This is a genomic window from Mycolicibacterium sp. XJ662 (genome assembly GCF_053484035.1).
The window spans coordinates 130,348-155,121 of the sequence record NZ_JBEFTL010000001.1; the positions used below are offsets into that span (position 1 = coordinate 130,348).

The following is a 24,774-nucleotide window of genomic DNA, read 5'->3' on the forward strand; positions in this document are numbered from 1 at the left end:
TCTACTTTTACGTGGGAGTTAGGTTCGACGGTGACGCGACAGTGGCCGGTCTAGGCTGGGCGCCATGCGGATTGCGCTGGCGCAGATCCAAAGCGGCACCGAACCTGCGGCCAACCTGGGACTTGTCGAGGAGTACACCCGCCGCGCCGCCGACGCCGGTGCCCGGATGGTGCTGTTTCCCGAGGCGACGATGTGCCGGTTCGGGGTGCCGCTCGGCCCGATCGCCGAACCTCTCGATGGGCCATGGGCCTCCAACGTGCGGGCCGTCGCCGAACGGGCCGGCATCGTCGTGGTCGCGGGCATGTTCGTGCCCGCACCCGACGGCCGGGTGACCAACACGTTGATCGCGACCGGCCCGGGCGTGGACGCGCACTACGACAAGACCTACCTGTACGACGCGTTCGGGTTCGCCGAATCCAAGACCGTCGCACCGGGCCGTGACCCCGTGGTCATCACGGTCGACGGCATCAATGTCGGCCTCACCCTGTGCTACGACGTCCGCTTCCCCGAGCTCTACGTCGAATTGGCCCGCCGCGGAGCACAACTGATCACCGTGCACGCCTCGTGGGGCAGCGGTGACGGCAAGCTCGACCAGTGGACGCTGCTGGCCCGGGCCCGCGCGATCGACACCACCGGCTTCGTCGCGGCCGTCGACCAGGCCTACCCGGGCGACGAGATCGCCGCCGCCGGCCCCACCGGTGTCGGCGGCAGCCTGGTCGCCTCGCCGGTCGGCCAGGTCATCGCGTCGGCAGGCGCCGACCCGCAGCTGCTCGTCGCCGACATCGACCCGGCCGCCGCGCGCAAGGCCCGCGAGACGATCGCGGTGATGAACAACCGCGCGGAGTTCAACTCCACGGGTAAGGCAGAATCGCGCAAATGACTGATCCGTGGTCCCGCCCGGAGCCGCCACAGCAGCCCGGCCCGCCACCGCAACAGCCCGGCGTGCCGCCGGGCTCACCGCCTCCCGGCCCGCCACCGCCACCGGGCCCACCCGGGCCGCCGCCCCCCGGTCCGCCCGGGCCGCCACCCCCCGGAGACGAGGACACGTCGATCCTGGGCAAGCTGACCAGCCTGTTGCGCGATCCGCTGTCGATCGTGCTGGTCATCGTCATCGTGCTGGCGCTGGCGTTCGCCGGGGTGCTCGCCGGTGAGCTCTACGCACGCAACCGCGCCAACACCGTGGTGGCCGGCGTCGTGGAGTGCGTGGTCGAGGACAAGGCGAGCGCATCGTTCGGCGTCATGCCCCCGTTCCTGTGGCAGCACATGACCGGGCACTACACCAACATCCACATCGAGACCGCAGGCAACCAGGTCCGCGACGCCAAGGGGATGAAGGTGACCCTGGAGATCAACGACGTGCGGCTGGAGGACACCGCCACCTCCAGCGGTTCGGTCGGCTCGCTCGTCGCACACATCACCTGGTCGGCCGACGGCATCCGGCAGACGATCTCCGATTCGGTGCCGCTCGTGGGCGCGTTCATCAACGGGGTGACGACCAACCCGTCCGAGGGCACCATCGAACTGGAAGGCACACTGGGCAGCATCAAGGCCAAGCCGGTCGTCGTCGACGACGGGCTCTCGCTACAGGTCACCGAACTCACCGGGCTCGGCTTCACCCTCCCCCGCGAGGCCGTACAGCCGGCACTGGACGCCTTCACCGCCCAGCTGACGGAGAACTACCCGATGGGCATCTCCGCCGACTCGGTGCAGGTCACCGATTCCGGTGTGGTGAGCCAGTTCTCCACGCAGAACGCGTCGATGCCGAAGAGCGAAGAAGACCCCTGCTTCGCGGAACTCTGACGGTTCAGCCGGACAGGTCGCGCCACCGGAAGCTGTTGACGTACTTGCCCATATCCATGGCGAGCTGCAGGTTGGCCGCCGACGGATGCCCCGGGCCGTCGTCGGGGGTGAACTCGCGGTAAGGGCCGATCGCCGCGGCGACCAACGCGTAGTCGTATTTGACGGCGACCATCACGATCGCCCGTGTCCGGTCGAAGGCACCGTAGTCGTCGACGACGACGCCGTAGCCGGGTTCATAGCCGACCATGGCGTTGGGGATCTCGTAATCGGTTACGGCGTCGGGGAAGTGCTCGCTGATCAGGTCCTCGACGATCTGTTGGGCCGACCGCTGGTGTGCGGGCATCCCGAACAGGTGCATCGTGCCGGTGTCGCCGGCGACGAACTCCAGCTGCACCCCGTCGGGGTTCAGCGTCGCCTCGTAAGCCGTTCCGGGGCCGGGGTATTGGACAGTGAACGCGCCGTCGGCGGATACGAAGCGCGGGTTGGACTCGACTTCCTCGCCGAACGGCGGAATCCCGCAGTCCGGTGGGCAGGCAAACGGCGCGGGCGGCGGGGTCAGCAACGCCGCGGCGGCCACCCCGCCTGCCGCCGCGACGCCGACGCCCGCACCCAGCACCGTAAGCACCCTGACGGGGTTCCGGTGGCGCACCCGCCGGTCGGGATCCACGGCATCGGGTTCGCATGGCAGCATGTCCCGAAGCCCGATGCGCAGCGCGAGCAAGGCGAGCACCGCGATCACCGCGTGCAGGACGAAATGCTGGCCGTGCAACAGCGGCGAAACCTCCAGAAAGCCCGTGGCCGCGTAAAGCCCCAGCGCCACAACCACGCTGACGGCAATCAGGCGCCGTCGACCCGACCACAGCGCGGCGCCGACCAAGCCACCGATCGCCGCGGCGGTCACCGGAATCGCCGCGCCCACGATCCCGGCCTGCGCCAGCAGGGCGCTCACCGGCCGGTCCTGCGCGGTGATACCCGTCGTCAACTGCGGCGCCAACCGGATCATGGCGGCCGCTGCGCTGAACAGGACCGCGCTCAACGCGCCGAGCGCGAAGCCGTCCAGTGGCTTCCTGTCGGGTTGTTGATGGATCAGCCGAGCCACCGCCACCGGCACAAGCATGAAAACGGCCCCGGCCGTGGGTATTGCGACTCCGACCAGGTAGGCCTGCTCGTCGGTCTGCGGTCCGAACACCGCGATGTCGTACGCATCGGCGAAGACCACACCGATGAGCCACGCCCAGCCGGCACCGATGCCGACCGCCAACACCGTCGTCACCGCCAGCGAGCGCACCGGCACTACGCGGTGGATGTCCGCCTCGTACAGATACAGCGCCAACACCAGCGGCACCCCGACCACGCTGACCATGATCAACGGGGCCTGTAACCGCAACAGCGCCAATACGATCGCGGTCACCACCAGGATCGCCGACGCAGCGAAAAACGGCCAGCGACGCTCACTCACCGCGGGGCTGTCCCCCTCTGCAGATCGAGAAGGTTGCGGGCCAGGTTGTAGGTGTTGGGGCTGCCGAGGCCGGTGACAAGGTCGTAGCCGGGTTGCGTCAGGTCGACGGCGTTGCCGCCGCGGCGCACGTCGCGAAAACCCGGCAGGTTGGAGCCGGCGGCAACCCGGTACAGCTGGGGGTTGAGGTTGCCGAGCTGGTGCCCGCCGTTGGCCACCACGTACTGGTTCATCAGCACGGTCAACGCGGCCCAGATCGGCGCCGCTTGCGACGTGCCACCACCGAGCACCTCCTGTCCGCCGTAGATGAACCGCACCCCGGTGAACGGATCCGCGACGGCGGCGACGTCGGGTGAGAGCCGCTTGAACGCGGTGTCGCGGTCCGCCGACAACCGCTTCTGCCACTGCGGGCGGTCGAACAACTGCGATACCCCACCGCTACTGCCATGGGACAGCGGCGAATCCACCCACGCGTGCTCGCCACGCCACTGGCCGCGCGGCCCGGTCGACAGCGTCGTTCCGCCGACCGCGGTCATGGTGGGCAGCGACGACAGGGAGTCCAGGCCGACATCGTCGGGGCCCGGCGGCGACGACCACTCGTCGCCGCCCTTACATTCCAGCCCACCGTTGTCGCCGCTGGCGTCGAAGGCCGACGTTCCGCGTTCCTGGGCGGCCGTCAACGCCGCCTGCACCGGAGCGAGATCCGCTGCCGTGACGAGCTTCTCGCAGCCCCACCCGATCGACAGGCTCCAGACCGCGCCGGGGAACTGCTGATCGACCGACTCGAACAGCTGACCGATCTTCTCGTAGGCGCCGTCGCCCTCGATGGTCGGGCGCGCGTTGACCACGACAAGCTGCGCATCGGGCGCGATCGCGTGTGCCACTTGCAGATCCATCGCCGTCTCGCCATGTGACTCTTCGGGTTTGCCGCCGAACCAGATCGGGGTGAACCGCGGCAGCCCCGACGTGTCCGCGAACAGGTCGAGGTCGTCCTGATCGGCGCCGTCGAACGCGAAGAACACCAGCGTCGCGCCCTTACCGGTGAAGCCCGCGTCAGCCAACGGCGTCGCGTTGTACGCCTCGAGCAGACCCTGCGGCGTCAACCCGCCCATCGGCACGTCGAGCGGAACGAAGTCGGGCGCCTTCGTGTAATGCGGTGTGTAGCTCATGATCCGGCCGACTTCGGTGACCGGCCCGCGCAGCGGCGGCGGCACCGACGGCTGCATCGGTGACGCGTAGAACACCTGCCCCTTCGGGCCGCGGTAGTCGCGCACGGGTACGTCGAACGCACGCGCGACGTTCTCGGCGGCGCCCTCGACGATCGCCCAGCCGTCACCGTGGCGCCACCGCACCCGGAGGTCGCGGGCCTGCGCCCAGTCCATCAACGCGTCGGGTTGGCCGACGCCATCGAGCGTGACGGTGAGTTGGGCGTCGGCCGAACGCGACGGACCCAGATCGGTTGAACTGGCCAGCAAGGCCGCATAGGGGCCGGTGATCATCGCCGACGGGGGCGTTGCGCACGCGGCAGAGGCCACGATCAGCAGCGCGGCGAGGAGGAGGGCCGAAACCCGGCGGCTACTGCCCCCGAGGACCGTGGTGGCGGCCAGGTGTGGGGCCTTCAGGCGGCGGAGCATGGACGGTGGGCGTGAACGGGTTCGGGCTGCTCGGGTCGATGCGAGGCGCCTTTTCGGTCGGCGCGACGGTTTCCGCCGGGGCGGACGTCGTCGTCGGGGCCGTCGTCTCGGGCGCGCTTTCCTCCTCGCCGGAGCAACCTGCAGTCAAGGCACCCATGGTGATGACGGCACCCACGCCGACGACAGCGGCAAGCTGTCTAGGCCAACGATTCAGTTCGGTCATGCGTTGATCCCATCCGTAGACAGCAAATTATTGATAGCGTAAATAAGCTACATCAATCGTACTTTATGTCGTCGAGGAGCGCGCGCGTACCGGACAACCCCAGTCGCAGCGCCCCCGCGTCGAGCATCGCGGTGGCGTCAGCGGCCGTACGGATCCCGCCACTGGCCTTCACCTTGACCTTCGGTCCCACCGCCGCGGCCATGGCCGACACGGCAGTCACCGACGCACCGCCCGCCGGGTGGAACCCGGTGGAGGTCTTGACGAAGTCCGCACCGGCCTCGGCGGCCGCCACACACGTATCGCTGAGCACACCCGTTCCGCCGAGCTCCAGCAACGCTGCGGACTCGACGATCACCTTCAGCAGGACCGGTTCGCCGATCACGTCGCGCACCGCGGCCACGTCGGCGCGCACCGCCGCGAAATCACCGGACACCGCGGCACCGACGTCGATCACCATGTCGATCTCGTCGGCGCCTGCGGCCACCGCGAGACGCGCCTCTTGCGCCTTGATAGCCGAAACGTGTTTCCCCGACGGGAATCCCACCACCGCGCAGATCTTCTGGGCACTCGAGCGCGTCCGGGCCGCCACCGCAACCATCGACGGGGACACGCACAGCGCGTACACCCCCAGTTGGGCGGCCTCATCGGCCAACCGCACGACGTCGGCTTCGGTGGCTTCGGGTTTGAGCAGCGTGTGGTCGACCAGCGCGGCCACGTCGGCGCGACGGTAATCGCCCACCGCTAGAACGGCTCTTCCGTGCCGCCCGGATTGCAGCCGGCGACGAACATGGCGTCATCGCTGACCTCGGGTCGCCACGGTTCCAGGTTCCAACTCGTCTTGCCCGGCTCGATGATCTCGGCGTAGTACCAATGACATTCGAACTGCGCCCGCATACCGGGAAGGTCGGCGTCGGGCGACAGCGCCAGCACCTCAGACCATGCCGCGTCGAGACCGATAGGGCTGGCCAGACCGGCGGCCTCGCGGCCGGAGTCGGTGGGATAGACCCGCAGGCTCGACAGATCCCCCCACTTCGCCCACTCGACGTCGTCGACGTAGGGCGGAACGGGCACTGCCGGATCGGCCGACACCGTCGGCGCCAACGCGACGGAGCCCAGCACACCGGCCACCGTGACGGCCAGCGTCAACAATGGGCGCACTACCGGGACTTCCCCTGGACTTCCAGGATCTTGGGCCGCACGTCAACCAGGTAGACGCCGGCGGCCACGGCGGCGATGGCCGTGCCCAAGATGCCGAGCACCAGCGACAGCAGACCCCCGACGCCGAGGATCACCAGCCACACCGGCTTGGTCAGCTTGTCGACGGCCGTGTAGGCGTCGGGACGCTGCATGGCGGCGTGCACGAACGCGTACACCACCGTCACCAACACGGCGATCTGCAAAAAGAAGAGGACGTAACCCACTAGGCCTTCGAGCTGCACGAGCCCAAGCCTATGCGGGTTACGCCCTCTGGGCGAATTTCTCGCGAACTACTTCTGGGTGACCTTCTTGGCCGGAGCCTTCTTGGCCGGAGCCTTCTTGGCCGAGGCCTTCTTGGCCGGAGCCTTCTTGGCGGGGGCCTTCTTGGCCGCCGCCTGCGTCTTCTCCTGGCCCTTGGCGGCGCCCTGTTCGGCCTTCTTCGGCAGCTCGACGCCGACCAGCTTGGCGGCACGCTCACCGACGGCGCGGGTCTGCGCCGCCACGTTGCCCAGCGCACCCTGGGTCAGCTCGACAGCCTGGTCGGTGTAGCCCTCGACGCGGTCTGCGGCGTCGGAGAAACCGGACTGGCTGCGCAGCCGCTCCAGTGCGACCTCGCCGCGCTCGACGAGCTTGTTGTAGGTGCTCTGGGCGGCCTCGGCGTAGGTCTCGGCGAACTTGCGCAGTTCGTCGCTGCTCAGCCGCTCACGCAGCTCACCGAACTGCGACGGCAGCTCTTCCTGCAGCTTGTTGATGCGCGCGCGGCGCTCCTCGGCGGCGCTGCGGGCATCGGTGCGGGCGTCGTCGGCGCGCTCACGCAGGGTCGCGACGATCTCGTTGACGCGCTCCAGCGCCAGGTCGGCGGCGCCCACCGCAGCGAGCAGCGGAGCCATGAGGTCATCGGCGGTCGGTTGGTTCTTGGCCGGGGTGTTTTTGGCCATCGTCGGTGTTCCTTTCGAAAAGTGGCTTGTCAATGGTTGTCAAAGGGGGATGGTCAGTCGGAATGTCTCAATCAGTCGGCTCCTCGTCTGCCTGGGTAGCTTCGGCTTCGTTCTGCTGGCAAAACGACGTGTAGATGTCGAGCAGCACCTGTTTTTGCCGCTCGGTGATCGCCGAGTCGGTGATGATGGCGTCGCGGACTTCGCTGGTCTCGCTCAGCTCGAGAATCCCGGCTCGCACGTAGAGCACTTCCGCGGAGACGCGCAGCGCCTTGGCGATCTGGTTGAGCACGTCGGCAGAGGGTTTGCGCAATCCCCGCTCGATCTGGCTGAGGTAGGGATTGCTGACACCGGCCTTCTCGGCCAACTGACGCACGGACACCTGTGCAGCCTCACGTTGGGCGCGGATGAAGCTACCGATGTCCTGAGCAGCGCTCTGGGCAGCGCTGGACACGACGACGGCAAGGTTGTCATCCTGCGTCATGCGAGGCCCCCTCGTGCGTTGGGTATCCGAATTGCGACACCACTACCGTACGACGGAGTGCTAACTTTTGCAAGCAGCAGTTAGCGCAGGTCAGAAGAATAGCTGGGCTACGGAATAGATCACCAGGCCCGCCATTGCACCCACCACGGTGCCATTGATCCGGATGAATTGCAGGTCGCGACCGACGTGTAATTCGATGCGCTTGCTGGCCTCGTCGGCGTCCCAACGCTCGACCGTCTCGGTGATGATCGCGGTGATCTCCACCCCGTACTCGCCGACCAGGTGCGACGCGGCGCGGATGATCCAGCCGTCGACCTTGTCACGCAGTTCGGCATCGTCGCGCAGGCTCTCCCCGATATGCACCACCGACTCCGCGATGCGTTCACGCAGCGCCGAGGACGGGTCGTCGACCGACTCGAGGATGATCCGCTTGGCCGCGGCCCAGGCGGTCTCGGCGGCCCTGGCGACCTCGTCGCGCGCCATGAGCTGTTCCTTGACGTTCTCGGCGCGCTGAATCGTCGTCGCGTCGTGCTGCAGGTCGTCGGCGAACTCGAACAAGAACCGGGTGGCCGAGCGGCGCAACTCGTGGTCGGGGTCGCGGCGCACCTTGTCGGTGAAGTCCATCAGCTCGCGGTGGATGCGGTCGCCGACAAGATGGTCGATCCACCGCGGCGACCAGGTCGGCGAATCGCGTTCGACGACGCGCTCGATGATCTCGCCGGCGTTCAGCGACCACTGGAAGGCCCGGTCGGCGAGCAGCTGCAGCAGCGCCTCCTGACGGTGCTCGGCGAGCAGCGTGGCCAGCACCCGACCGATCGGAGGACCCCACTGCGGTTCGGCGATGCGTTTGACGATCATCCGGTCGAGCACCTGCTGGACGTCGTCGTCGCGCAGCATTTCTACCAAAGCCCTTAGCACCCTGGAGGTTTCGGCGGCGACACGCTCGGCGTTGGCCGGTTCACACATCCACTTGCCCAGCCGCCCGGCGATCTCGGCGTCGCGCAGTTTGGTCGCCACGACGTCCGGCGACATGAAATTCTCCCGGACGAAGTTGCCCAGTCCCTCGCCGAGCTGGTCCTTCTTGCGTTTGACAATGGCGGTGTGCGGGATCGGGATGCCCAGTGGGTGCTTGAACAGCGCGGTGACCGCGAACCAGTCCGCCAACGCGCCGATCATGCCGGCCTCCGCGCCGGCGCGGACGTAGCCGACCCAGCCGGGTGCGCCGCGTGACTGCGCCCAGGTGCAGATGAGAAAAATCACGGTGGCGCCGATGAGGAACGACAGCGCGACGACCTTCATCCGACGCAGGCTGCGGCGCCGCTCGGCGTCGGCGACGCTGTCGGCACCCGCGAGCGACTCGGCGAAACTGGGGCGATCCCGCGTCACGGCGCGTCGGCCGGTGTCGGGTCTGTGTGCCACCCCACCATCATCCGCTATGACAGCCGCGGCGACCCATCGCAGCGCCCGGCTCCAAGATCAGCCGTACTATCGAGGGCAACTAGGGAACGGATCCAGGAGAAAGTGACACAGCAGAGCGAAGCCCTTGCGGTCAAGACGGACGGGCGTAAGCGGCGTTGGCATCGACACAAGGTGGAGCGCCGAAACGAGCTGGTCGACGGCACCCTGGAGGCCATCCGGCGGCGCGGAAGCAACGTCAGCATGGACGAGATCGCGGCCGAGATCGGTGTCTCCAAAACGGTGCTGTACCGCTATTTCGTCGACAAGAACGATCTGACCACCGCGGTGATGATGCGGTTCGCGCAGACCACGCTGATCCCGAACATGGCGGCGGCGTTGTCGTCGGAGCTCGACGGCTTCGAGTTGACCCGCGAGATCATCCGCGTCTACGTCGAGACGGTGGCCGCCGAGCCCGAGCCCTACCAGTTCGTCATGGCCAACAACTCCGCGAGCAAGAGCAAGGCGGTCGCGGCGTCCGAACAGATCATCGCCCGGATGCTGGCGGTGATGTTGCGGCGCCGCATGCTGGCGTTCGGGATGGACGTCGGCGGCGTCGAGCCGTGGGCCTATCACACCGTCGGCGGCGTGCAGTTGGCCACGCACTCGTGGATGAGCGACCGGCGGATGAGCGCCGACGAGCTGATCGACTACCTGACGATGCTGTCGTGGAACGCGCTGTGCGGCATCGTCGAGGTCGGCGGGTCGTTGCAGCGGTTCCGCGAGCAGCCGCACCCGTCCCCCGTGCTGCCTACGCCGCCGTCGCAGCCGCACGACAAATGAGCGAGATCCCGGCACTTCTGCGGTTCCGCCCCGGCGTCACGGTCGCCGACTTCGACACCAACGCCACCCCGGGCTTTGCCGGGTCCAAGTCGGATGCCGCGCCGGTGCAGGCGTCGCTCAGCGAGCGGCTGGCCGACCTCCAAGAGCTGCTCTACGCCAACTGGAAGGCCGACGACGATCGGCGTTCGGTGCTGCTGGTGTTGCAGGGTATGGACGCCGCGGGCAAGGGCGGCATCGTCAAACACGTTGTGGGAGCGGTCAACCCGATGGGCGTGCGCTACACCGCCTTCGGCAAGCCGACCGAGGAGGAGCTCGCTCACCACTACCTGTGGCGGATTCGGCGGGCGTTGCCGCCGCCGGGACACATCGGGGTCTTCGACCGGTCCCACTACGAGGACGTGCTGATCGTCCGCGTGCACAACCTGGTGCCGCCGGAGGTGTGGGAGAAGCGCTACGACGAAATCAACGCGTTCGAGCGTGAACTCGTCGATGCCGGAACGACTCTGATCAAGGTCGCGATGTTCATCTCGCTCGACGAGCAGAAGGAGCAACTGCTCGAACGGCTCGAAGACCCGACGAAATACTGGAAGTACAACCCCGGCGACATCGACGAACGCCTCAAATGGCCGGCGTACCAGGAGGCCTATCAGGTGATGCTGGACCGCACGTCGACCGACTACGCACCCTGGCATGTGCTGCCGTGCGACCGCCGCTGGTACAGCCGGCTGGCCGTCACCGAGCTGCTGATCGAGGCGCTCGAAGGACTCGACTTGTCCTGGCCGCCTGCTGATTTCGACATCGAGGCCGAGAAGCGCCGGCTGCGGGACTCTTAACGCACCAAGCGCACGGTTGTTGATGCGTATCAACAACCGTGCGCTCGGCGGCAGAAATTAGTGGAACTGGCCCTCTTCGGTGGAGCCCTTCAGCGCGGTGGTCGAGCTGTTCGGGTCCACCGTGGTGGCGATCCGGTCGAAGTAGCCGGCGCCGACCTCACGCTGGTGCTTGGTCGCGGTGTAACCCCGCTCCTCGGCGGCGAACTCGCGCTCCTGCAGCTCGACGTAGGCGCTCATCTGGTTGCGGGCGTAGCCGTAGGCCAGATCGAACATCGAGTAGTTCAGCGCGTGGAAGCCGGCCAGCGTGATGAACTGGAACTTGAATCCCATTGCGCCGAGTTCCTTTTGGAACCGGGCGATCGTCGCGTCGTCGAGGTGCTTGCGCCAGTTGAACGACGGCGAGCAGTTGTAGGCCAGCATCTGGTCGGGGAACTCGGCCTTGACGCCCTCGGCGAACTTGCGGGCCAGGTCCAGATCCGGGGTGCCGGTCTCCATCCAGATCAGGTCGGCGTACGGCGCGTAGGCCTTGGCCCGCGCGATGCACGGCTCCAGGCCATTGGTGATCCGGTAGAAGCCCTCGGCGGTGCGCTCACCGGTGATGAACGGCCGGTCGCGCTCGTCGACGTCGGACGTGATCAGGGTGGCGGCCTCGGCATCGGTGCGCGCGATGACGACCGTCGGCACATCGGCGACGTCGGCTGCCAGCCGCGCCGACGTCAGCGTGCGGATGTGCTGCTGGGTCGGGATAAGCACCTTGCCGCCCAGATGGCCGCACTTCTTCTCCGAGGCCAGCTGGTCCTCCCAGTGCGAACCGGCGACACCGGCGGCGATCATCGCCTTCTGCAGCTCGTAGACGTTGAGCGCGCCACCGAAGCCGGCCTCGCCGTCGGCGACGATCGGAGCCAGCCAGTTCTCGACGGACGTATCGCCCTCGACCTTGGCGATCTCGTCGGCGCGCAGCAGCGCGTTGTTGATGCGGCGCACCACCTGCGGCACCGAGTTGGCCGGGTACAGGCTCTGGTCGGGGTAGGTGTGGCCCGAGAGGTTCGCGTCACCGGCAACCTGCCAGCCCGACAGGTAGATGGCCTTCAGGCCGGCACGCACCTGCTGCACGGCCATGTTGCCGGTCAGGGCGCCAAGGGCGTTGACGAACTCCATATCGTGCAGCTGGTTCCACAGCACCTCGGCGCCGCGGCGAGCCAGGGTGTGCTCCTCCACGACGGAGCCCTGCAGCGCTACGACGTCGGCGGCGGAGTACTCGCGGGTGACGTTCTTCCACCGCGGGTTGCTGTCCCAGTCTTTCTGGATCTCTTCCGGAGTCCTCGGCTTACCGACCGTTGACATGGTCCCCTCCATATGTGTGAGAGTTGTTAACTATTGAGCGACCTTACGGCCGCAATGATTCGAGCATGCCCTACGTAATAACCGCAGGTCCAGTCGATTCCATTGTCAAGTTCCGTTAACAACCCGCGCGAAATTGCGAAGTTTGCAAATCGCATGCGACACTGAACCGGTTCAGTAGTTACCGGCTGGTAACCGATTTCCGCAGGTCAGTACGGGCGTACTGTTAAACGCTCGGGTTCAGAGTTCGAAGATGGCGGCGACGGCTTTGGTCTCGTCGCCGACCGCGTATGTGAGCGTTGTAACAGTGCGGTCGGTCAGCCCCGGACCGAACTGCTCGGTCGATCCGGGCGGGTGTACGTGCGAGATGATCTCCAGCTTGTCGCCCAGCGCGACCGCGGCGTCGTGTTCGATCGTCACCCGGATCGGCTTGCCCTGCAGTTCGGGCGTGGAGAACAGATGGTCCTCGATGACCGTCCAGTACACGGAGTTGTTCATGTGGTCGAAGATGTCGATGTCGGCCACGCGCACCGGATACTCGCGGATCTGCACGGCATCCTCGCGGCCGCCCGCCTTCAGGTAGGGCTTCCAACGCAACCGGTCGACGTCGGTGGTGCGCTGCAGGCCCTCGATGAAGTCATCGGAGATGCGCGCCGGCCCCTGGGTCTCCCGGTTGATGTTGATCCAGAACGCCTCGGATTCCATCAGCCCGCCCTTGCGCCCGTCGATGCGGACCCGCATCTCACACCACCGGTTCGACGTGCCCGAACACCAGCGCCGCAGCCGCAGCATGTCCTGGAACTCGATGGGTCTGATCAGGTCGATCATCGTGCGACGGACGATCCAGAGCGGGTGCGTGGCTTCGTAGCCGAGCTCGCGCAGTTGGTCTGAGCCAATGTCCTGGATATGGCGGGTCGCGGCGTCGAAGCGCAGCCGGCCGTACCGGTCGACGTCGCCGACCCGCAGCGGCCACTGCTTGTCGAAGACGTCGGGGTGCGGGTCGGGCACCGGCATCATCACCTTCGCCAACCCGGTCTTGTCTGCGTCAGCCGCCATGCTCGAGTTCTCCCCTGATTCCGACCCCGCTAAATCCTCCCACAGCGGCGAAGATGCCAACAATGCGAAGACCGACTTCACAACGAGGTTAAGGTGGTGACGTGGCGAAAACGTTCGTCGGTTCGCGGGTCCGTCAACTTCGCAACGAACGCGGGTTCAGCCAGGCCGCGCTCGCGGAGATGCTCAAGATCTCACCCAGCTACCTCAACCAGATCGAGCACGACGTGCGGCCACTGACGGTGGCGGTGCTGCGGCGCATCACCGAGGTGTTCGGGGTGGATGCGACGTTCTTCGCCTCCGAGGACGACACCCGGTTGGTTGCCGAACTGCGCGAGGTCACCATCGACCGCGACGTCGACGTCGACGTCGATCTCACGGAGGTGGCCGACATGGTCAATGCGCATCCGGCCCTGGCCCGCGCGATGGTGAACCTGCACCGGCGCTACCGGTTGACCACCACCCAGTTGGCCGCCGCGACCGAGGACCGCTACTCCGACGGCAGCGGTCGAGGGTCGATCACCATGCCGCACGAGGAAGTGCGCGACTACTTCTACGAGCGACAGAATTACATACATGAATTAGACACCGCCGCAGAGGATTTCACCGTCCGGATGGGTATGCACCGGTCCGAGCTGGGCCGGCAGTTGTCCGATCGGCTCACCATGGTGCACGGTGTGCACATCGTGCGGCGAAGCGATCTCGGCGACACGGTGCTACACCGCTTCGATCCGACCACCAGAGCGCTGCAGATCAGCAACCACCTCTCATCCGGTCAGACGGTGTTCAAGATGGCCACCGAACTGGCCTACCTGGAGTTCGGGGACCTGATCGACAAGCTGGTCGACGACGGCAAGTTCACCAGCGAGGAGTCCACGATCCTGGCCCGGCTCGGTCTGGCCAACTACTTCGCGGCCGCAACCGTGTTGCCGTACCGAAACTTTCACGAGGTCGCCGAGAAGTTCCGCTACGACGTGGAACGGCTGTCGGCGTACTACTCGGTCTCCTACGAGACCATTGCGCACCGGCTCTCGACGCTGCAGCGGCCGTCGATGCGCGGGGTGCCGTTGTCGTTTGTGCGGGTGGACCGCGCCGGAAACATGTCGAAGCGCCAGTCCGCCACCGGGTTTCACTTCTCGTCCAGCGGCGGCACCTGCCCGCTGTGGAACGTCTACGAGACGTTCGCCTATCCGGGCAAGATCATCGTGCAGATCGCGCAGATGCCCGACGGACGCAACTACCTGTGGGTGGCGCGGACCGTCGAGCGCCGCGCGCGCCGTTACGGCCAGCCCGGCAAGACGTTCGCGATCGGGCTGGGCTGCGAGCTACGGCACGCGCACCGGCTGGTCTACTCGGAAGGGCTGAATTTGGCCGGGGACAACGCGACGCCGATCGGCGCCGGCTGCCGGGTCTGTGAGCGGGACAACTGCCCACAGCGCGCGTTCCCCGCGCTGGGCCGCGCGCTGGACCTCGACGAGCACCGCAGCACCGTGTCGCCCTATCTGGTCAAGCAGCCCTAGACTCGATTCGGTGAGCGCAATCGAACCCGCGCGTATCGCGCCCGGCGGCTTCAAGGAACTCGGCCCGCTCAATTGGGCCATCGCCAAGCTCGGCGCACGTGCGATCCGGGCACCGCGGTTCAGCCTGTTCAATGTCCTTGGCCAGCACCGGCTTCTGTTCCTGGCGTGGCTGCCTTACAGCGGGATGCTGCTCGGGATGTTTTCCAAGCTTCCGGTGAAAGACGCCGAAACCGTGATCCTGCGCGTCGGCCACCTGCGCAACTGCGAGTACGAGCTGCAGCAGCACCGCAGGCTGGCCCGCACCCGCGGCCTCGGTCCGGAGCTGCAGGCCAAGATCTTCGAGGGCCCGGACGCCGACGGGCTGACCGACCGTCAGCGCGCGCTCATCACCGCCACCGACGAGTTCGTCGTCACCCGCGGGGTGTCGGCGCAAACCTGGTCGACGTTGTCCCGCCACCTCACCAAACCGCAGCTGATCGAGTTCTGCATGCTCGCCGCGCAGTACGACGGGTTGGCCGCCACGATCACCACGCTCAACGTGCCGCTGGACTTCCCGAACTAGGGATTTCGGCGCGCTAACGCCCCGCTACGGGCCTCGAGCGCGCCGAAACCGCCCCCGGACTAGAGGTAGGTGACGCCGAGCACCACCACCGACAGCAGCACCGGCGATACCGGCAGGGCGCACAGGAACGCCGCGCGCACCTCGGCCTTGGCTTGGTAGGACCGCCGGCCCAGCACGCCGCAGACGGCGCCCAGGACGAACGACGCCGCGGCCACCACCAACACCCAGGTGCTGACCGTGCTGGAGGCGGTGGCAAGGGAGATGCCGGCCAGCCACAGCATGTGGCCGACCACCAGTCCGCCGATGCCGGCGACCCAGATGGCCCTCAAAAGTTGATCATGTGGCCGGCGAGACCGTGGAAGCACTCCTGCAGCGCCTCGGACAGCGTCGGGTGAGTGTGCACGTTGCGGGCCAGCTCGTTGACGGTCAGGTCCCACTTCTGCGCCAGGGTCAGCTCGGGCAGCAGCTCAGAGACGTCGTGTCCGACCAGGTGCCCGCCGAGCAGTTCACCGTACTTGGCGTCGGCGATGATCTTGGCGAAGCCGCTGGGATCGCCGAGGCCGTGCGCCTTGGCGTTGGCGGTGAGCGGGAACTTGGCGACCTTGACGTCATAGCCCTCGTCGCGGGCCTGCTCCTCGGTGAGCCCGAAGCTGGCGACCTGCGGCTGGCAGAACGTCGCCCTTGGCATCATCCGGTAGTCGCCGAGCGCCAAAGTCTCTGCGCCCGCGATGGTTTCGGCCGCCACCACACCCTGTGCCTCGGCGACGTGGGCGAGCTGGAGCAGCCCGGTGACGTCACCGATCGCGTAGATGTGCGGCACGTTGGTGCGCATGTAGTCGTCGATGCCGATCGCCTTGCGTTCGGTGACGTTGACGCCCGCGGCGTCGAGGCCGTAGCCCTCGACGTTGGGTGCGAAGCCGATGGCCTGCAGCACTTTGTCGGCCTTGAGCTCCTCGGACTTACCGTCCTTGCTGACCTGCACCGTCACCGTCGAACCCTCGTCGCTGATGGACTCCACCTTGGTGCCGGTGAGGACCTTCGCGCCGAGCTTCTTGAACTGCTTCTCGATCTCCTTGGACACCTCGGCGTCCTCGTTGGGCAGCGCGCGCGGCATGAACTCCACGATCGTCACGTCCACGCCGAAGTTGCGCAGGAGGTAGCCGAACTCCATGCCGATCGCGCCGGCGCCGGCGATGACGATCGACGACGGCAGCTCGCGCGTCGTGATCAGCTTCTCGTAGGTCACGACGTTGTCCGACAGCGACGTGCCCGGCACCAGCCGGGTGCTGCTGCCGGTGGCGATGATCGCGTTGTCGAAGGTGACCGTCTCGGTGTCACCTTCGTTCAGGTCGACCTCGAGGGTGTTGGCGTCCTTGAACTTCCCGTACCCGTGGATCTCGGTGATCTTGTTCTTCTTCATCAGGAAGTGCACGCCGGACACCCGGCCGTCGGCGACCTTGCGGCTGCGGTCAAAGGCCACCCCGTAGTCCATGGTGGGCTCACCGCTGATGCCGAACAGCTTGGCGTCCTTGGTGATGATGTGGGCCAGCTCCGCATTGCGCAGCAGCGACTTCGACGGGATGCAGCCGACGTTGAGGCATACCCCGCCCCAGTACTTGGGTTCGACGACTGCGGTGTTCAGCCCGAGTTGGGCGGCGCGAATGGCCGCGACGTATCCGCCGGGGCCGGCTCCGAGAACGACGACGTCATAGTGGGTCACGTTTCTCACCCTAGTAGGCGGCTGTACCCGCCCGTCCGATTGTGGACGATCCGACCTGGAACGCGCTGGATCTGCTAGAGGTAGCCGGGCAGACCGATGGCGTCGTCGGCCAACGTGAACACGCTGTGGCTCAACGTATCCACCAATGCCTCGTCGTGGCTTACCAGCGCGATGCCGGCATACGTGCTGATCTCCCGCAGCATCTCCACTACGTCGGCAGTAGCGATCGGGTCGAGCATCGCGGTCGGCTCGTCGCACAGCACGAACACCGGCCGCTGCACCAGGACCCGCGCGATGCAGGCGCGCTGCAGCTGTCCGTCGCTGACCTGCCCGGGGTAGCGGTCCAGCAGCGGTTCGGCCAGCCCGACCCGGCGCGCCACTTCGTCGATCACCACCGGCTCGCGGCGGATCACCGCGGGCTCGGCGATGAGCGCACGCAGCGTCCAGCGCGGGTTGCAGACCAGGCGCGGATGCTGAGCCACCAGGGCGATCGATCCCGGCGTCGCGACCGGCGCCCCGTCGTAGGTGACCTCACCGGAACCGGGCGCCAGCAGGCCCGCGAGCACCCGCAGCAGCGTCGTCTTACCGCTGCCCGACGGCCCCGTCACGCCGACGACCTCGCGAGTGCGCACGGTGAGGTCGACGTCGTCGAGCACCGGGTGCCCGTCGAAGGACACGGTCACGTGCCGGGCCGCCAGAACGTTCGTGGTCACCGGATCGCTCCCGCGAAGAACCGCTGCACGTAGTCGTCGGCGCTGTCCGTCACCGCGTGGGCCGTATCCTGCTGCACGACAGTGCCGTTGCGCATCAGCGCGATGTCGTCGCACACCCCGGAGCGCAGCAGCCCCGGCAGTTCGTGGGTGATGACCAGCACGCCGGCGCCTGCCGCGGCCGCCTCGCCCAGCAGCTGCCACACCATGTCCGCGTTGTCGGGGTCCAGAGCCGATGTGGGTTCGTCGGCGAGTACGACTTTCGGGCGCGCGGCGATGGCCGCGGCGATCGCCGCCCGCTGCGCCATGCCGCCCGACAGCTCGTGCGGATACCGGTCCGCCACCGCCGCGGGCAGGCGCACCGCGGCGAGCAGCTCATCGACGCCGCGGTCCGCGTCGAGGCGTCGGCAGACCTCGGTGAGTTGTGACCCGACGGTGCGCACCGCGGTGAACGACGTCGCCGCGGACTGAGGAACGAAACCGATGTGCGCGCCGCGTAGTTGACACCAGCGCCGCTCGTCGGCGCCGGCGAGGCTGACGCCGTCGATCACGACGTCGCCGCGCGTTTGCGACCCCGGCGGCAGCAGACCGCACAACGCCAATGCAGCCAACGACTTTCCGCATCCGGATTCGCCGATCAGCGCGGTCACCTTTCCGGCGCGCACGCTGAGGTTCACCGCGTCCAGGACGCGCACCTGCGGTGACGTATTGCCGTGGCGGGTGGCGATGTCGACGGTCAGGCCGCACAGTTGCGCGATGGAATGCGGGGTCACCAGACCTGCCCTCCTGGCGGTTGGGTTCGGCGTTGCATCAGCGCACCGGCCGACGAGAACGCCAGCGCCGTAGCGATCAGCGCCACCGCGGGAACGGCCAGCGTCCACCAGGCGCCGAGCAACACGTCGCCGCGCGCCTGCCCCAGCAAGGTGCCGAGACTGGCCTGGTCCGGGGAGAACCCGACACCCAGAAACGACAGCGTCGACTCGTGCCAGACCGCGTGCGGCAACAACATGACCATCGCCACCAGCGCCTGCCCGCTGACCGCGGGCAGCAGGTGGCGGCGCGCGACGAACCATCGTGACGCGCCGGCCAACCGTGAGGCCTGGATCCAACCGGACTCCGAGACCGACAGCAGTTCGGCGCGCACCACACGCGCGACCGCGGGCCAGTGGGTCAGCGCGATCGAGGCGATGATCGCCAACGGCGCGCCCCGCCACATCGCCGCGATGACGATGCCGAGCACCAGGTGCGGTAATGCGTTGAAGCCGTCGACAATCCGCATCACCAGCGCATCCACCCAGCCGCCGATCAGCGCCGAGCCGACACCGATCACCACCCCGAGCACGGTGGCCGCGACCGCGCACACTGCGGCGACCACGAGCGAGATCTGCAGGGCCTGCGCGCATCTGACCAGGAGGTCGTATCCGGAGTGATCGGTGCCGAGCAGGTGCGCCGCACCGGGCGGACGCAGCGCGGCGGAGAAGTCGGCGACCTGGTCACCCGCGATGACGGGAATGATCGCGGCGGCCGCGGCGATGACGGCCAGCACCAGCCACGGCCACTGCAGCCGGCGCTGCGGTTTCGCCACGATGGTCATGCCGTCATCTCGATCCTCGGGTCGACGGCTACAGCCGCCGCATCCGACAGCGCCGAGCCGAGCAACACCGCGAGCGCGGCTCCCACGGTCAACGTCGCAAGCAGCGGAAAGTCCAGCGCCGCAGCGGAGTCCACCAGCACCGCCGCCATCCCCGGCCAGCCGAACACGGTTTCGACGACCGCGGCGCCTGCGATCAGTTCGGGTAGCCGGGTGCCCAGCAGCGCCAGCGTCGGCAGCACCGACACCGGCGCGATGTGGCCGCGCAGCAGCGCCCAGCCGTCGACGCCGCGGCCGCGGGCGCCGCGCACCGCGTCGGAAGTGCACGCGTCGACGACGGCGGTGCGCATGGTCAACAGCAGCCACGGGATCTGCGAGACCGTCAGCGCGATCAGCGGCAGCACAGCGTGATTGAGCACGCCGGATACGGTGTAGCCGGCACCGGGCGCGCTGGCGCCCGACGTCGGAAACCAGCGCAGCCCGACAGCTGCGACGGCCACCAGCACCAGCGAGACGACGAACGGCGGCACCGCGGCCATCGTCACCGCGAACACGTTGCACGCCTTGTCGATCAGGCCGCCGCGGCGCATACCCTCGATGCAGCCCAGCATGATCGCGATGACGGCCGCAGCCACCAACGCCGCACCCGACAGCCCCAACGTGAACGGCGCCCGCTCGGCCAACACCGTTGTGACGGGCTGTGATTGGGTCGACGACCAGCCGAGGTCACCGTGGGCCAGGCCGCTGACCCAGTCCCACCACGCCTGCCACCACGGCAGGTCGGTCTGGTAGGCCTCGCGGAACGCCTCACGCTGCGACTGCGTGGCGAATTGATAGTTGTTACCCAGGTACGCCGCCAACGGGTCGAACGGCGACAGCGAGGCGACCCAGAACATCGCCACCGACACGGCCGCGGTCACCGGCACGGCGATCGCGCTGCGCACCGCCAACAACCGGGCGGCAGCCCGCAGCCGACGGCGCCGGTCGACGCGGGGCTCGACCGGCCCCTCGACGACGACGCGCTCAGCTGTCGCTGTCACGTGTCCACGCCGCTATGTCCCACCACGGCCCCCACGCCACACCGTGCGAATGCGGCTCGAGGATCGGTGGGGTCTGGGTCCAGCCGAGTTCGCGATACGCGTAGGTGTGGTCGAGGAAGGTCAGGAAAACGTAGGACGGCTCCGCCACATACCTGGCCTGGACATCGCGGTAGAGCGTGTCTTTGGTTGGCCCCGAGGCTGATTCGCGTGCCTGCTCGAGCAGCTCGTCGAGTCCGGGCGCGGTGAAGTTGCCCGGGTTCGAATACGGCGACGAGCCGGGCACCCGCGTGTGCAGGGTGTCGTAGACCTGGGAGTCGATGCTGTACGGGGTCGACCCGCCGCCGAGAACGACCGCGGAATCGCCGAACCGGGTGTCGATCTCGTCCCAGCTGGTGCCGCGTGGACGCACGTCGACGCCGAGCGGTCGGACCGCAGCCGCGAACGCCACCGCGAGATCCTGGCGCAGCGAGTCCTGCGCGTTGTACAGCAGCGCGAACGATGCTCTCTCGCCGTCCTTTTCGCGGATGCCGTCGGCGCCGGGCGACCAGCCGGCATCCTGCAGGATCTGCTTGGCGCGCTCCAGATCGAAGGTGAACGTCGCCTCCGGGTTGAACGCGTCGCCGTACACGTCGGCGACGGGGGTGTACGAGGGGCGGCCGTGGCCGGCGAGCACGTGACGGATCATCGCGTCGCGGTCGACGCCGATGTTAAGAGCCAGCCGCGCCTGCGGATCGGAGGTGAACGCGTTGCCCGCGGGCAGCGCGACCGCGCGCCAGTCCGCGGATTTGGCCGCCACGGTCGCGACGTTGTCGGCGTTGATCGAATCGATGAGCCGTGGTGGCAGGTTGACCCCGTCGACCTCGCCGGCCACGATGCGCTGAGCGCGGATGTTGTCGTCGGGGTTGTGGGTGTAGACCAGGCGCTTGACCTGCGGTGTCTGCCCCCAGTAGTCATCGCGGACGACCAGAACGGCCTGATCGGGCCGCAGGCTCTCCAGGCGGTAGGGCCCGGTGCCGACGGGCTGGGTGTTCAGCGCCCAGTCGCCGGCGGGCCGGTTCTCGATCGCTTCCGACGGGGCGATGCCGACAAGAAGGTACGGCGTCGGCTCGGCGTCGGTGTTGACCTCGACGGTGAGGGCATGCGGCCCGTCCGCGGTGATCGCGGCGATCGGGGCGACGTGTGTGGAGATCTCCGATGCCACCGCCGGGTTCTTGATCGCGGTGTAGGTGGCCACCACATCGGCCGAATCGAAATCGCTGCCGTCGGAGAACGTGACGTCGGTACGCAGCGGCACCCGCCAGCGTCGCGGCTCCAGCAGTTCGGGCGGTGCGGACGCCAGCGCGGGCACCAGATCCGGCACGTGTTCGTCATCGGGCGCCTCGGGGCGGTACAGCGCATCGTAAATCGGGGAAACGCCCGCTTCGCCGTAGCCGAGAACAGGGTTGTAGTCGCCCAGCGGCTGCGCTTCGGCCAGCACGATCTGGTCGGACTGCGCGTCGGGCTGGGCCGTGGAGCAACCGGCGACGGTCATCACGATGGCGGTGGCAACGACGACCAGCCCTCGCCACGGAGCCAATTTCACGACGACGCCCACCTCCCATTCCTGTCCGAGTGAACAGGTAAACAGATGGGTGCGACTCTACATCGGCGCTATTGAGGCCGCCGTCGTCAGTACGGGATCAGGCCGACGAGGCATCGGCTGGCGTATTCGCAGAAGTTCAGGCCGTGTAGCACCGCCGCGCCCGCGGTCGCCGCCAACGGCGCCGACATCACCGCGATCGCCAGCGCCGAGACCGCCGGCCGGTCCGGAACCATTGCCAGCAGCAAGGCGCCGACCGTGCAGATCACCACGAAGACCAGCACGACGAACACCGGCGCCGTCTTGTCGATCGAGTGAAACCACCAGTAGTACAGGCCCCACCCGGCCGCGGCCGCGGCGATCCACACGCACGCCACCACCGCGACGAACGTCCAACGCTTGAGGTATTGGTAGCTGCCGGGCACGACGAGCGGAGGGGGCGGGACCGGCAAGGGCTCCGACGGCTGAGCGGGCAGTTCGCCGGTGAACATCGGCGTGTACGGCTCGGTCGGTTCGCCCGTCAGCGTGTCACGCACCGTGCACCACCTGGATCGCCGCCAGCGCCCCGAACCAGCCGGGCGCGATGGCCAGGATGAACGCGCCGACGGTGGTGACCCAGCGTCGGCCCGAGAGCAGGATCGTCAACATCCCGATCACGCTGGGCACGCCGATGACGAGCGCGATCACGATATCGGGCCGAATGCTGGCGCTGACCAGCAGCATCGCGCCGATCCCGGTGATTACGCCGACCGCCGCCCCGACCAGCATCGCGCTGGTCAGCAGCCACGGACGCGGCAGCGGTATCACGCTTTCGAGGTTAACTCCGAACGGGCCTCAAGCCTCTGAGGCACGCCCTGCGGTGTATGCGGCGCCGGTGATCGGGGCCTGCTCGGCCAGCAGCGTGTTCTCTTCGTCGGTGAAGGCGCGCCCGCGCGTCAGGAACCGCATACCTTCGGGGGCTTCGATGCTGAACCCGCCGCCTCGGCCCGCCACGACGTCGATCACCAGTTGGGTGTGCTTCCACGCCTCGAACTGCGGCCCGGAGATCCACACCGGCACGCCGTCTCCGACGTCGAGGATCCCCAGCAGCACGTCGCGGTCACCGACGAGGAACTCGCCGTCGGGGTAACACATGGGCGACGACCCGTCGCAGCATCCGCCGGACTGGTGAAACATCAGGTTGCCGTGTCTGGCCTGCAGTTTGGCGAGCAGTTCGGCCGCCGCCGGGGTGATTTCCACCCGCGGGGGCGGCTCTTGTTGCGCCGAACGTTCCTTACCACTCGAATTCTCGGCGGAAATTCGAGCGGTAAGGAACGTTCGGCGGGCCATCATCAGAAAAAGCCCTGCGCCTTGTCGCTGTAGGACACCAGCAGGTTCTTGGTCTGCTGATAGTGATCGAGCATCATCTTGTGGTTCTCGCGGCCGATGCCCGACTGCTTGTAGCCGCCGAACGCCGCGTGCGCCGGATAGGCGTGGTAGCAGTTGGTCCACACCCGGCCCGCCTTGATGTCGCGGCCGGCGCGGTAGGCGGTGTTGCCGTTGCGCGACCACACGCCCGCGCCGAGCCCGTAGAGGGTGTCGTTGGCGATCGCGATGGCGTCGTCGTAGTCGCGGAACGACGTGACGGCCACGACGGGGCCGAAGATCTCCTCCTGGAAGATCCGCATCTTGTTGGTGCCCTCGAAAATGGTGGGCTGCACGTAGTAGCCGCCGTTGAGATCCCCGCCGAGCTGCGCGCGCTCACCGCCGGTGACCACTTTGGCGCCCTCGGACTTGCCGATGTCGATGTAGGACAGCACCTTTTCGAGCTGGTCGTTGGAGGCCTGCGAGCCGATCATGGTCTCGGTGTCCAGCGGATCGCCCTGCCGCACGGCCTTCGTGCGGATCGCGGCCAACTCCAGGAATTCGTCGTAGATGTCGGCCTGTACCAGGCTGCGCGACGGACACGTGCACACCTCGCCCTGGTTCAGCGCGAACATCGTGAAGCCTTCGAGCGCCTTGTCCTGGTAGTCGTCGGCGGCCGCCATCACATCCGAGAAGAAGATGTTGGGGCTCTTGCCACCCAGCTCCAACGTCACCGGGATCAGGTTCTGCGATGCGTATTGCATGATCAGCCGGCCGGTGGTGGTCTCGCCGGTGAACGCGATCTTGGCGATGCGGTTGCTCGACGCCAGCGGCTTACCGGCCTCGAACCCAAATCCGTTGACCACGTTGACAACCCCCGCGGGCAGCAGGTCGCCGATCAACGACATCAGGTACATGATCGACGCCGGGGTTTGCTCGGCGGGTTTGAGCACGACGGCGTTGCCTGCGGCCAGCGCGGGCGCCAGCTTCCAGGTGGCCATCAGGATCGGGAAGTTCCACGGGATGATCTGGCCGACGACGCCGAGCGGTTCGTGAAAGTGGTAGGCGACGGTGTCGTCGTCGATCTGGCTGAGTGAACCCTCCTGGGCGCGGATGGCGCCGGCGAAATACCGGAAGTGGTCGATGGCCAGCGGGATGTCGGCGTTGAGCGTCTCGCGGATGGGCTTGCCGTTGTCCCACGACTCGGCCAGCGCGATCGACTCGAGGTTGGCCTCGATCCGGTCGGCGATCTTGTTGAGGATGTTGGCGCGTTCGGCGGGCGCCGTTTTACCCCACTGCACCGCGGCGCCGTGGGCGGCGTCGAGGGCCTTGTCGACGTCGTCCTCGGTGGAGCGCGCGACCTCGCAGAACGGTTGGCCGGTGACCGGCGTCGGGTTCTCGAAGTACTCCCCGGAAACGGGCGGCACCCACTGGCCACCGATGAAGTTCCCGTAGCGCGACTCGAACGACATAAGTGCTTCAGCGGCACCCGGGCGTGCGTAGACGGTCATCAT

Annotated in this window: 28 protein-coding genes; 7 read left to right on the forward strand and 21 right to left on the reverse strand. The window is 67.5% G+C overall.

Translation table 11 applies throughout. The features are described from left to right. Positions 1 to 64: 64 nt before the first annotated feature. Entirely contained in the window at positions 65 to 880 is an 816-nt protein-coding gene (locus ABQE93_RS00710; protein WP_448405344.1) for a carbon-nitrogen hydrolase family protein, read from the forward strand. Beyond that, positions 877 to 1,800, forward strand: a complete 924-nt coding sequence (locus tag ABQE93_RS00715) for an LmeA family phospholipid-binding protein (protein ID WP_448405345.1) — start codon at positions 877 to 879, stop codon at positions 1,798 to 1,800. Before ABQE93_RS00710 ends, ABQE93_RS00715 begins: the two co-directional genes overlap by 4 nt. Positions 1,801 to 1,804: 4 nt before the next feature. Here ABQE93_RS00715 and ABQE93_RS00720 read toward each other — a convergent pair whose 3' ends face one another. Both ABQE93_RS00720 and ABQE93_RS00725 read right to left on the reverse strand, forming a co-directional pair. Beyond that, positions 1,805 to 3,259: a zinc ribbon domain-containing protein gene (locus ABQE93_RS00720; protein ID WP_448405346.1), complete on the reverse strand. Its 1,455-nt coding sequence runs from the start codon at positions 3,257 to 3,259 to the stop codon at positions 1,805 to 1,807. Beyond that, positions 3,256 to 4,890, reverse strand: a complete 1,635-nt coding sequence (locus tag ABQE93_RS00725) for a S53 family peptidase (RefSeq protein ID WP_448405347.1) — start codon at positions 4,888 to 4,890, stop codon at positions 3,256 to 3,258. The genes ABQE93_RS00720 and ABQE93_RS00725 overlap by 4 nt, the downstream gene beginning before the upstream one ends. Positions 4,891 to 4,895: 5 nt before the next feature. On the opposite strand from ABQE93_RS00725, the gene ABQE93_RS00730 reads away from it, so the two are divergent. Further along, on the forward strand, positions 4,896 to 5,120 hold the full coding sequence (locus ABQE93_RS00730) for a hypothetical protein (RefSeq protein WP_448438045.1): 225 nt from the start codon (positions 4,896 to 4,898) through the stop codon (positions 5,118 to 5,120). Positions 5,121 to 5,165: 45 nt separating this feature from the next. Here ABQE93_RS00730 and deoC read toward each other — a convergent pair whose 3' ends face one another. The 6 genes from deoC to ABQE93_RS00760 form a co-directional block, all read right to left on the reverse strand. Beyond that, positions 5,166 to 5,852 carry a deoxyribose-phosphate aldolase gene (gene deoC / locus ABQE93_RS00735; RefSeq protein WP_448405348.1) on the reverse strand — a complete coding sequence of 229 codons (687 nt, stop codon included), beginning with the start codon at positions 5,850 to 5,852 and terminating at the stop codon, positions 5,166 to 5,168. A gap of 2 nt (positions 5,853 to 5,854) precedes the next feature. Further along, on the reverse strand, positions 5,855 to 6,262 hold the full coding sequence (locus ABQE93_RS00740) for a DUF2599 domain-containing protein (RefSeq protein WP_448406474.1): 408 nt from the start codon (positions 6,260 to 6,262) through the stop codon (positions 5,855 to 5,857). A gap of 8 nt (positions 6,263 to 6,270) precedes the next feature. Further along, entirely contained in the window at positions 6,271 to 6,552 is a 282-nt protein-coding gene (locus ABQE93_RS00745) for a DUF2516 family protein (RefSeq protein WP_448392304.1), read from the reverse strand. A gap of 48 nt (positions 6,553 to 6,600) precedes the next feature. Continuing rightward, on the reverse strand, positions 6,601 to 7,248 hold the full coding sequence (locus ABQE93_RS00750) for a heparin-binding hemagglutinin (RefSeq protein WP_448405349.1): 648 nt from the start codon (positions 7,246 to 7,248) through the stop codon (positions 6,601 to 6,603). Between the two features lie 67 nt (positions 7,249 to 7,315). Next, positions 7,316 to 7,729: a helix-turn-helix domain-containing protein gene (locus ABQE93_RS00755; protein WP_448405350.1), complete on the reverse strand. Its 414-nt coding sequence runs from the start codon at positions 7,727 to 7,729 to the stop codon at positions 7,316 to 7,318. Positions 7,730 to 7,819: 90 nt separating this feature from the next. Next, on the reverse strand, positions 7,820 to 9,148 hold the full coding sequence (locus ABQE93_RS00760; RefSeq protein WP_448405351.1) for a DUF445 domain-containing protein: 1,329 nt from the start codon (positions 9,146 to 9,148) through the stop codon (positions 7,820 to 7,822). Positions 9,149 to 9,250: 102 nt separating this feature from the next. On the opposite strand from ABQE93_RS00760, the gene ABQE93_RS00765 reads away from it, so the two are divergent. Together ABQE93_RS00765 and ABQE93_RS00770 are read left to right on the forward strand one after the other, a co-directional pair. Further along, a complete protein-coding gene (locus tag ABQE93_RS00765; protein ID WP_448405352.1) occupies positions 9,251 to 9,967 on the forward strand; it encodes a TetR/AcrR family transcriptional regulator in 717 nt (238 codons plus the stop codon). Next, a complete protein-coding gene (locus ABQE93_RS00770) occupies positions 9,964 to 10,800 on the forward strand; it encodes a polyphosphate kinase 2 family protein (RefSeq protein WP_448405353.1) in 837 nt (278 codons plus the stop codon). The genes ABQE93_RS00765 and ABQE93_RS00770 overlap by 4 nt, the downstream gene beginning before the upstream one ends. Positions 10,801 to 10,857: 57 nt before the next feature. On the opposite strand, the gene aceA is transcribed toward ABQE93_RS00770, so the two are convergent. Together aceA and ABQE93_RS00780 are read right to left on the reverse strand one after the other, a co-directional pair. Further along, the gene (aceA, locus tag ABQE93_RS00775; protein WP_448406475.1) at positions 10,858 to 12,144 is read right to left on the reverse strand and encodes an isocitrate lyase; all 1,287 of its coding nucleotides are present in this window, start codon (positions 12,142 to 12,144) and stop codon (positions 10,858 to 10,860) included. A gap of 237 nt (positions 12,145 to 12,381) precedes the next feature. Next, a complete protein-coding gene (locus ABQE93_RS00780) occupies positions 12,382 to 13,197 on the reverse strand; it encodes an acyl-ACP thioesterase domain-containing protein (protein WP_448405354.1) in 816 nt (271 codons plus the stop codon). Between the two features lie 101 nt (positions 13,198 to 13,298). Between ABQE93_RS00780 and ramB the strand changes: the two genes are divergently transcribed. Together ramB and ABQE93_RS00790 are read left to right on the forward strand one after the other, a co-directional pair. Continuing rightward, positions 13,299 to 14,714 (forward strand): acetate metabolism transcriptional regulator RamB, encoded by a 1,416-nt coding sequence (ramB, locus tag ABQE93_RS00785; RefSeq protein ID WP_448405355.1) that lies wholly within the window; start codon positions 13,299 to 13,301, stop codon positions 14,712 to 14,714. Positions 14,715 to 14,724: 10 nt separating this feature from the next. Then, entirely contained in the window at positions 14,725 to 15,276 is a 552-nt protein-coding gene (locus ABQE93_RS00790) for a carboxymuconolactone decarboxylase family protein (protein ID WP_448405356.1), read from the forward strand. 59 nt (positions 15,277 to 15,335) lie between these two features. Here ABQE93_RS00790 and ABQE93_RS00795 read toward each other — a convergent pair whose 3' ends face one another. The 11 genes from ABQE93_RS00795 to adh all read right to left on the reverse strand — a co-directional run bounded on the left by ABQE93_RS00795 (position 15,336) and on the right by adh (position 24,771). After that, the gene (locus tag ABQE93_RS00795) at positions 15,336 to 15,605 is read right to left on the reverse strand and encodes a hypothetical protein (protein ID WP_448405357.1); all 270 of its coding nucleotides are present in this window, start codon (positions 15,603 to 15,605) and stop codon (positions 15,336 to 15,338) included. After that, positions 15,602 to 16,996 carry a dihydrolipoyl dehydrogenase gene (gene lpdA / locus ABQE93_RS00800; protein ID WP_448405358.1) on the reverse strand — a complete coding sequence of 465 codons (1,395 nt, stop codon included), beginning with the start codon at positions 16,994 to 16,996 and terminating at the stop codon, positions 15,602 to 15,604. The genes ABQE93_RS00795 and lpdA overlap by 4 nt, the downstream gene beginning before the upstream one ends. A gap of 74 nt (positions 16,997 to 17,070) precedes the next feature. Further along, positions 17,071 to 17,709, reverse strand: a complete 639-nt coding sequence (locus ABQE93_RS00805) for an ABC transporter ATP-binding protein (protein ID WP_448405359.1) — start codon at positions 17,707 to 17,709, stop codon at positions 17,071 to 17,073. Further along, entirely contained in the window at positions 17,706 to 18,482 is a 777-nt protein-coding gene (locus ABQE93_RS00810; RefSeq protein WP_448406476.1) for an ATP-binding cassette domain-containing protein, read from the reverse strand. Before ABQE93_RS00810 ends, ABQE93_RS00805 begins: the two co-directional genes overlap by 4 nt. Next, the gene (locus tag ABQE93_RS00815) at positions 18,476 to 19,300 is read right to left on the reverse strand and encodes an ABC transporter permease (RefSeq protein ID WP_448405360.1); all 825 of its coding nucleotides are present in this window, start codon (positions 19,298 to 19,300) and stop codon (positions 18,476 to 18,478) included. The genes ABQE93_RS00810 and ABQE93_RS00815 overlap by 7 nt, the downstream gene beginning before the upstream one ends. Next, positions 19,297 to 20,337: an ABC transporter permease gene (locus ABQE93_RS00820; protein ID WP_448405361.1), complete on the reverse strand. Its 1,041-nt coding sequence runs from the start codon at positions 20,335 to 20,337 to the stop codon at positions 19,297 to 19,299. Before ABQE93_RS00820 ends, ABQE93_RS00815 begins: the two co-directional genes overlap by 4 nt. Then, complete coding sequence (locus ABQE93_RS00825) at positions 20,321 to 21,868, reverse strand: ABC transporter substrate-binding protein (RefSeq protein WP_448406477.1); 1,548 nt, start codon at positions 21,866 to 21,868, stop codon at positions 20,321 to 20,323. Before ABQE93_RS00825 ends, ABQE93_RS00820 begins: the two co-directional genes overlap by 17 nt. 137 nt (positions 21,869 to 22,005) lie before the next feature. Further along, a complete protein-coding gene (locus tag ABQE93_RS00830; protein WP_448405362.1) occupies positions 22,006 to 22,452 on the reverse strand; it encodes a hypothetical protein in 447 nt (148 codons plus the stop codon). Then, a complete protein-coding gene (locus ABQE93_RS00835; protein ID WP_448405363.1) occupies positions 22,445 to 22,723 on the reverse strand; it encodes a putative holin in 279 nt (92 codons plus the stop codon). Before ABQE93_RS00835 ends, ABQE93_RS00830 begins: the two co-directional genes overlap by 8 nt. A 27-nt stretch (positions 22,724 to 22,750) precedes the next feature. Further along, complete coding sequence (locus tag ABQE93_RS00840; RefSeq protein WP_448405364.1) at positions 22,751 to 23,155, reverse strand: DUF779 domain-containing protein; 405 nt, start codon at positions 23,153 to 23,155, stop codon at positions 22,751 to 22,753. A 92-nt stretch (positions 23,156 to 23,247) separates the two neighbouring features. Then, on the reverse strand, positions 23,248 to 24,771 hold the full coding sequence (gene adh / locus ABQE93_RS00845; RefSeq protein WP_448405365.1) for an aldehyde dehydrogenase: 1,524 nt from the start codon (positions 24,769 to 24,771) through the stop codon (positions 23,248 to 23,250). Positions 24,772 to 24,774: the final 3 nt, after the last annotated feature.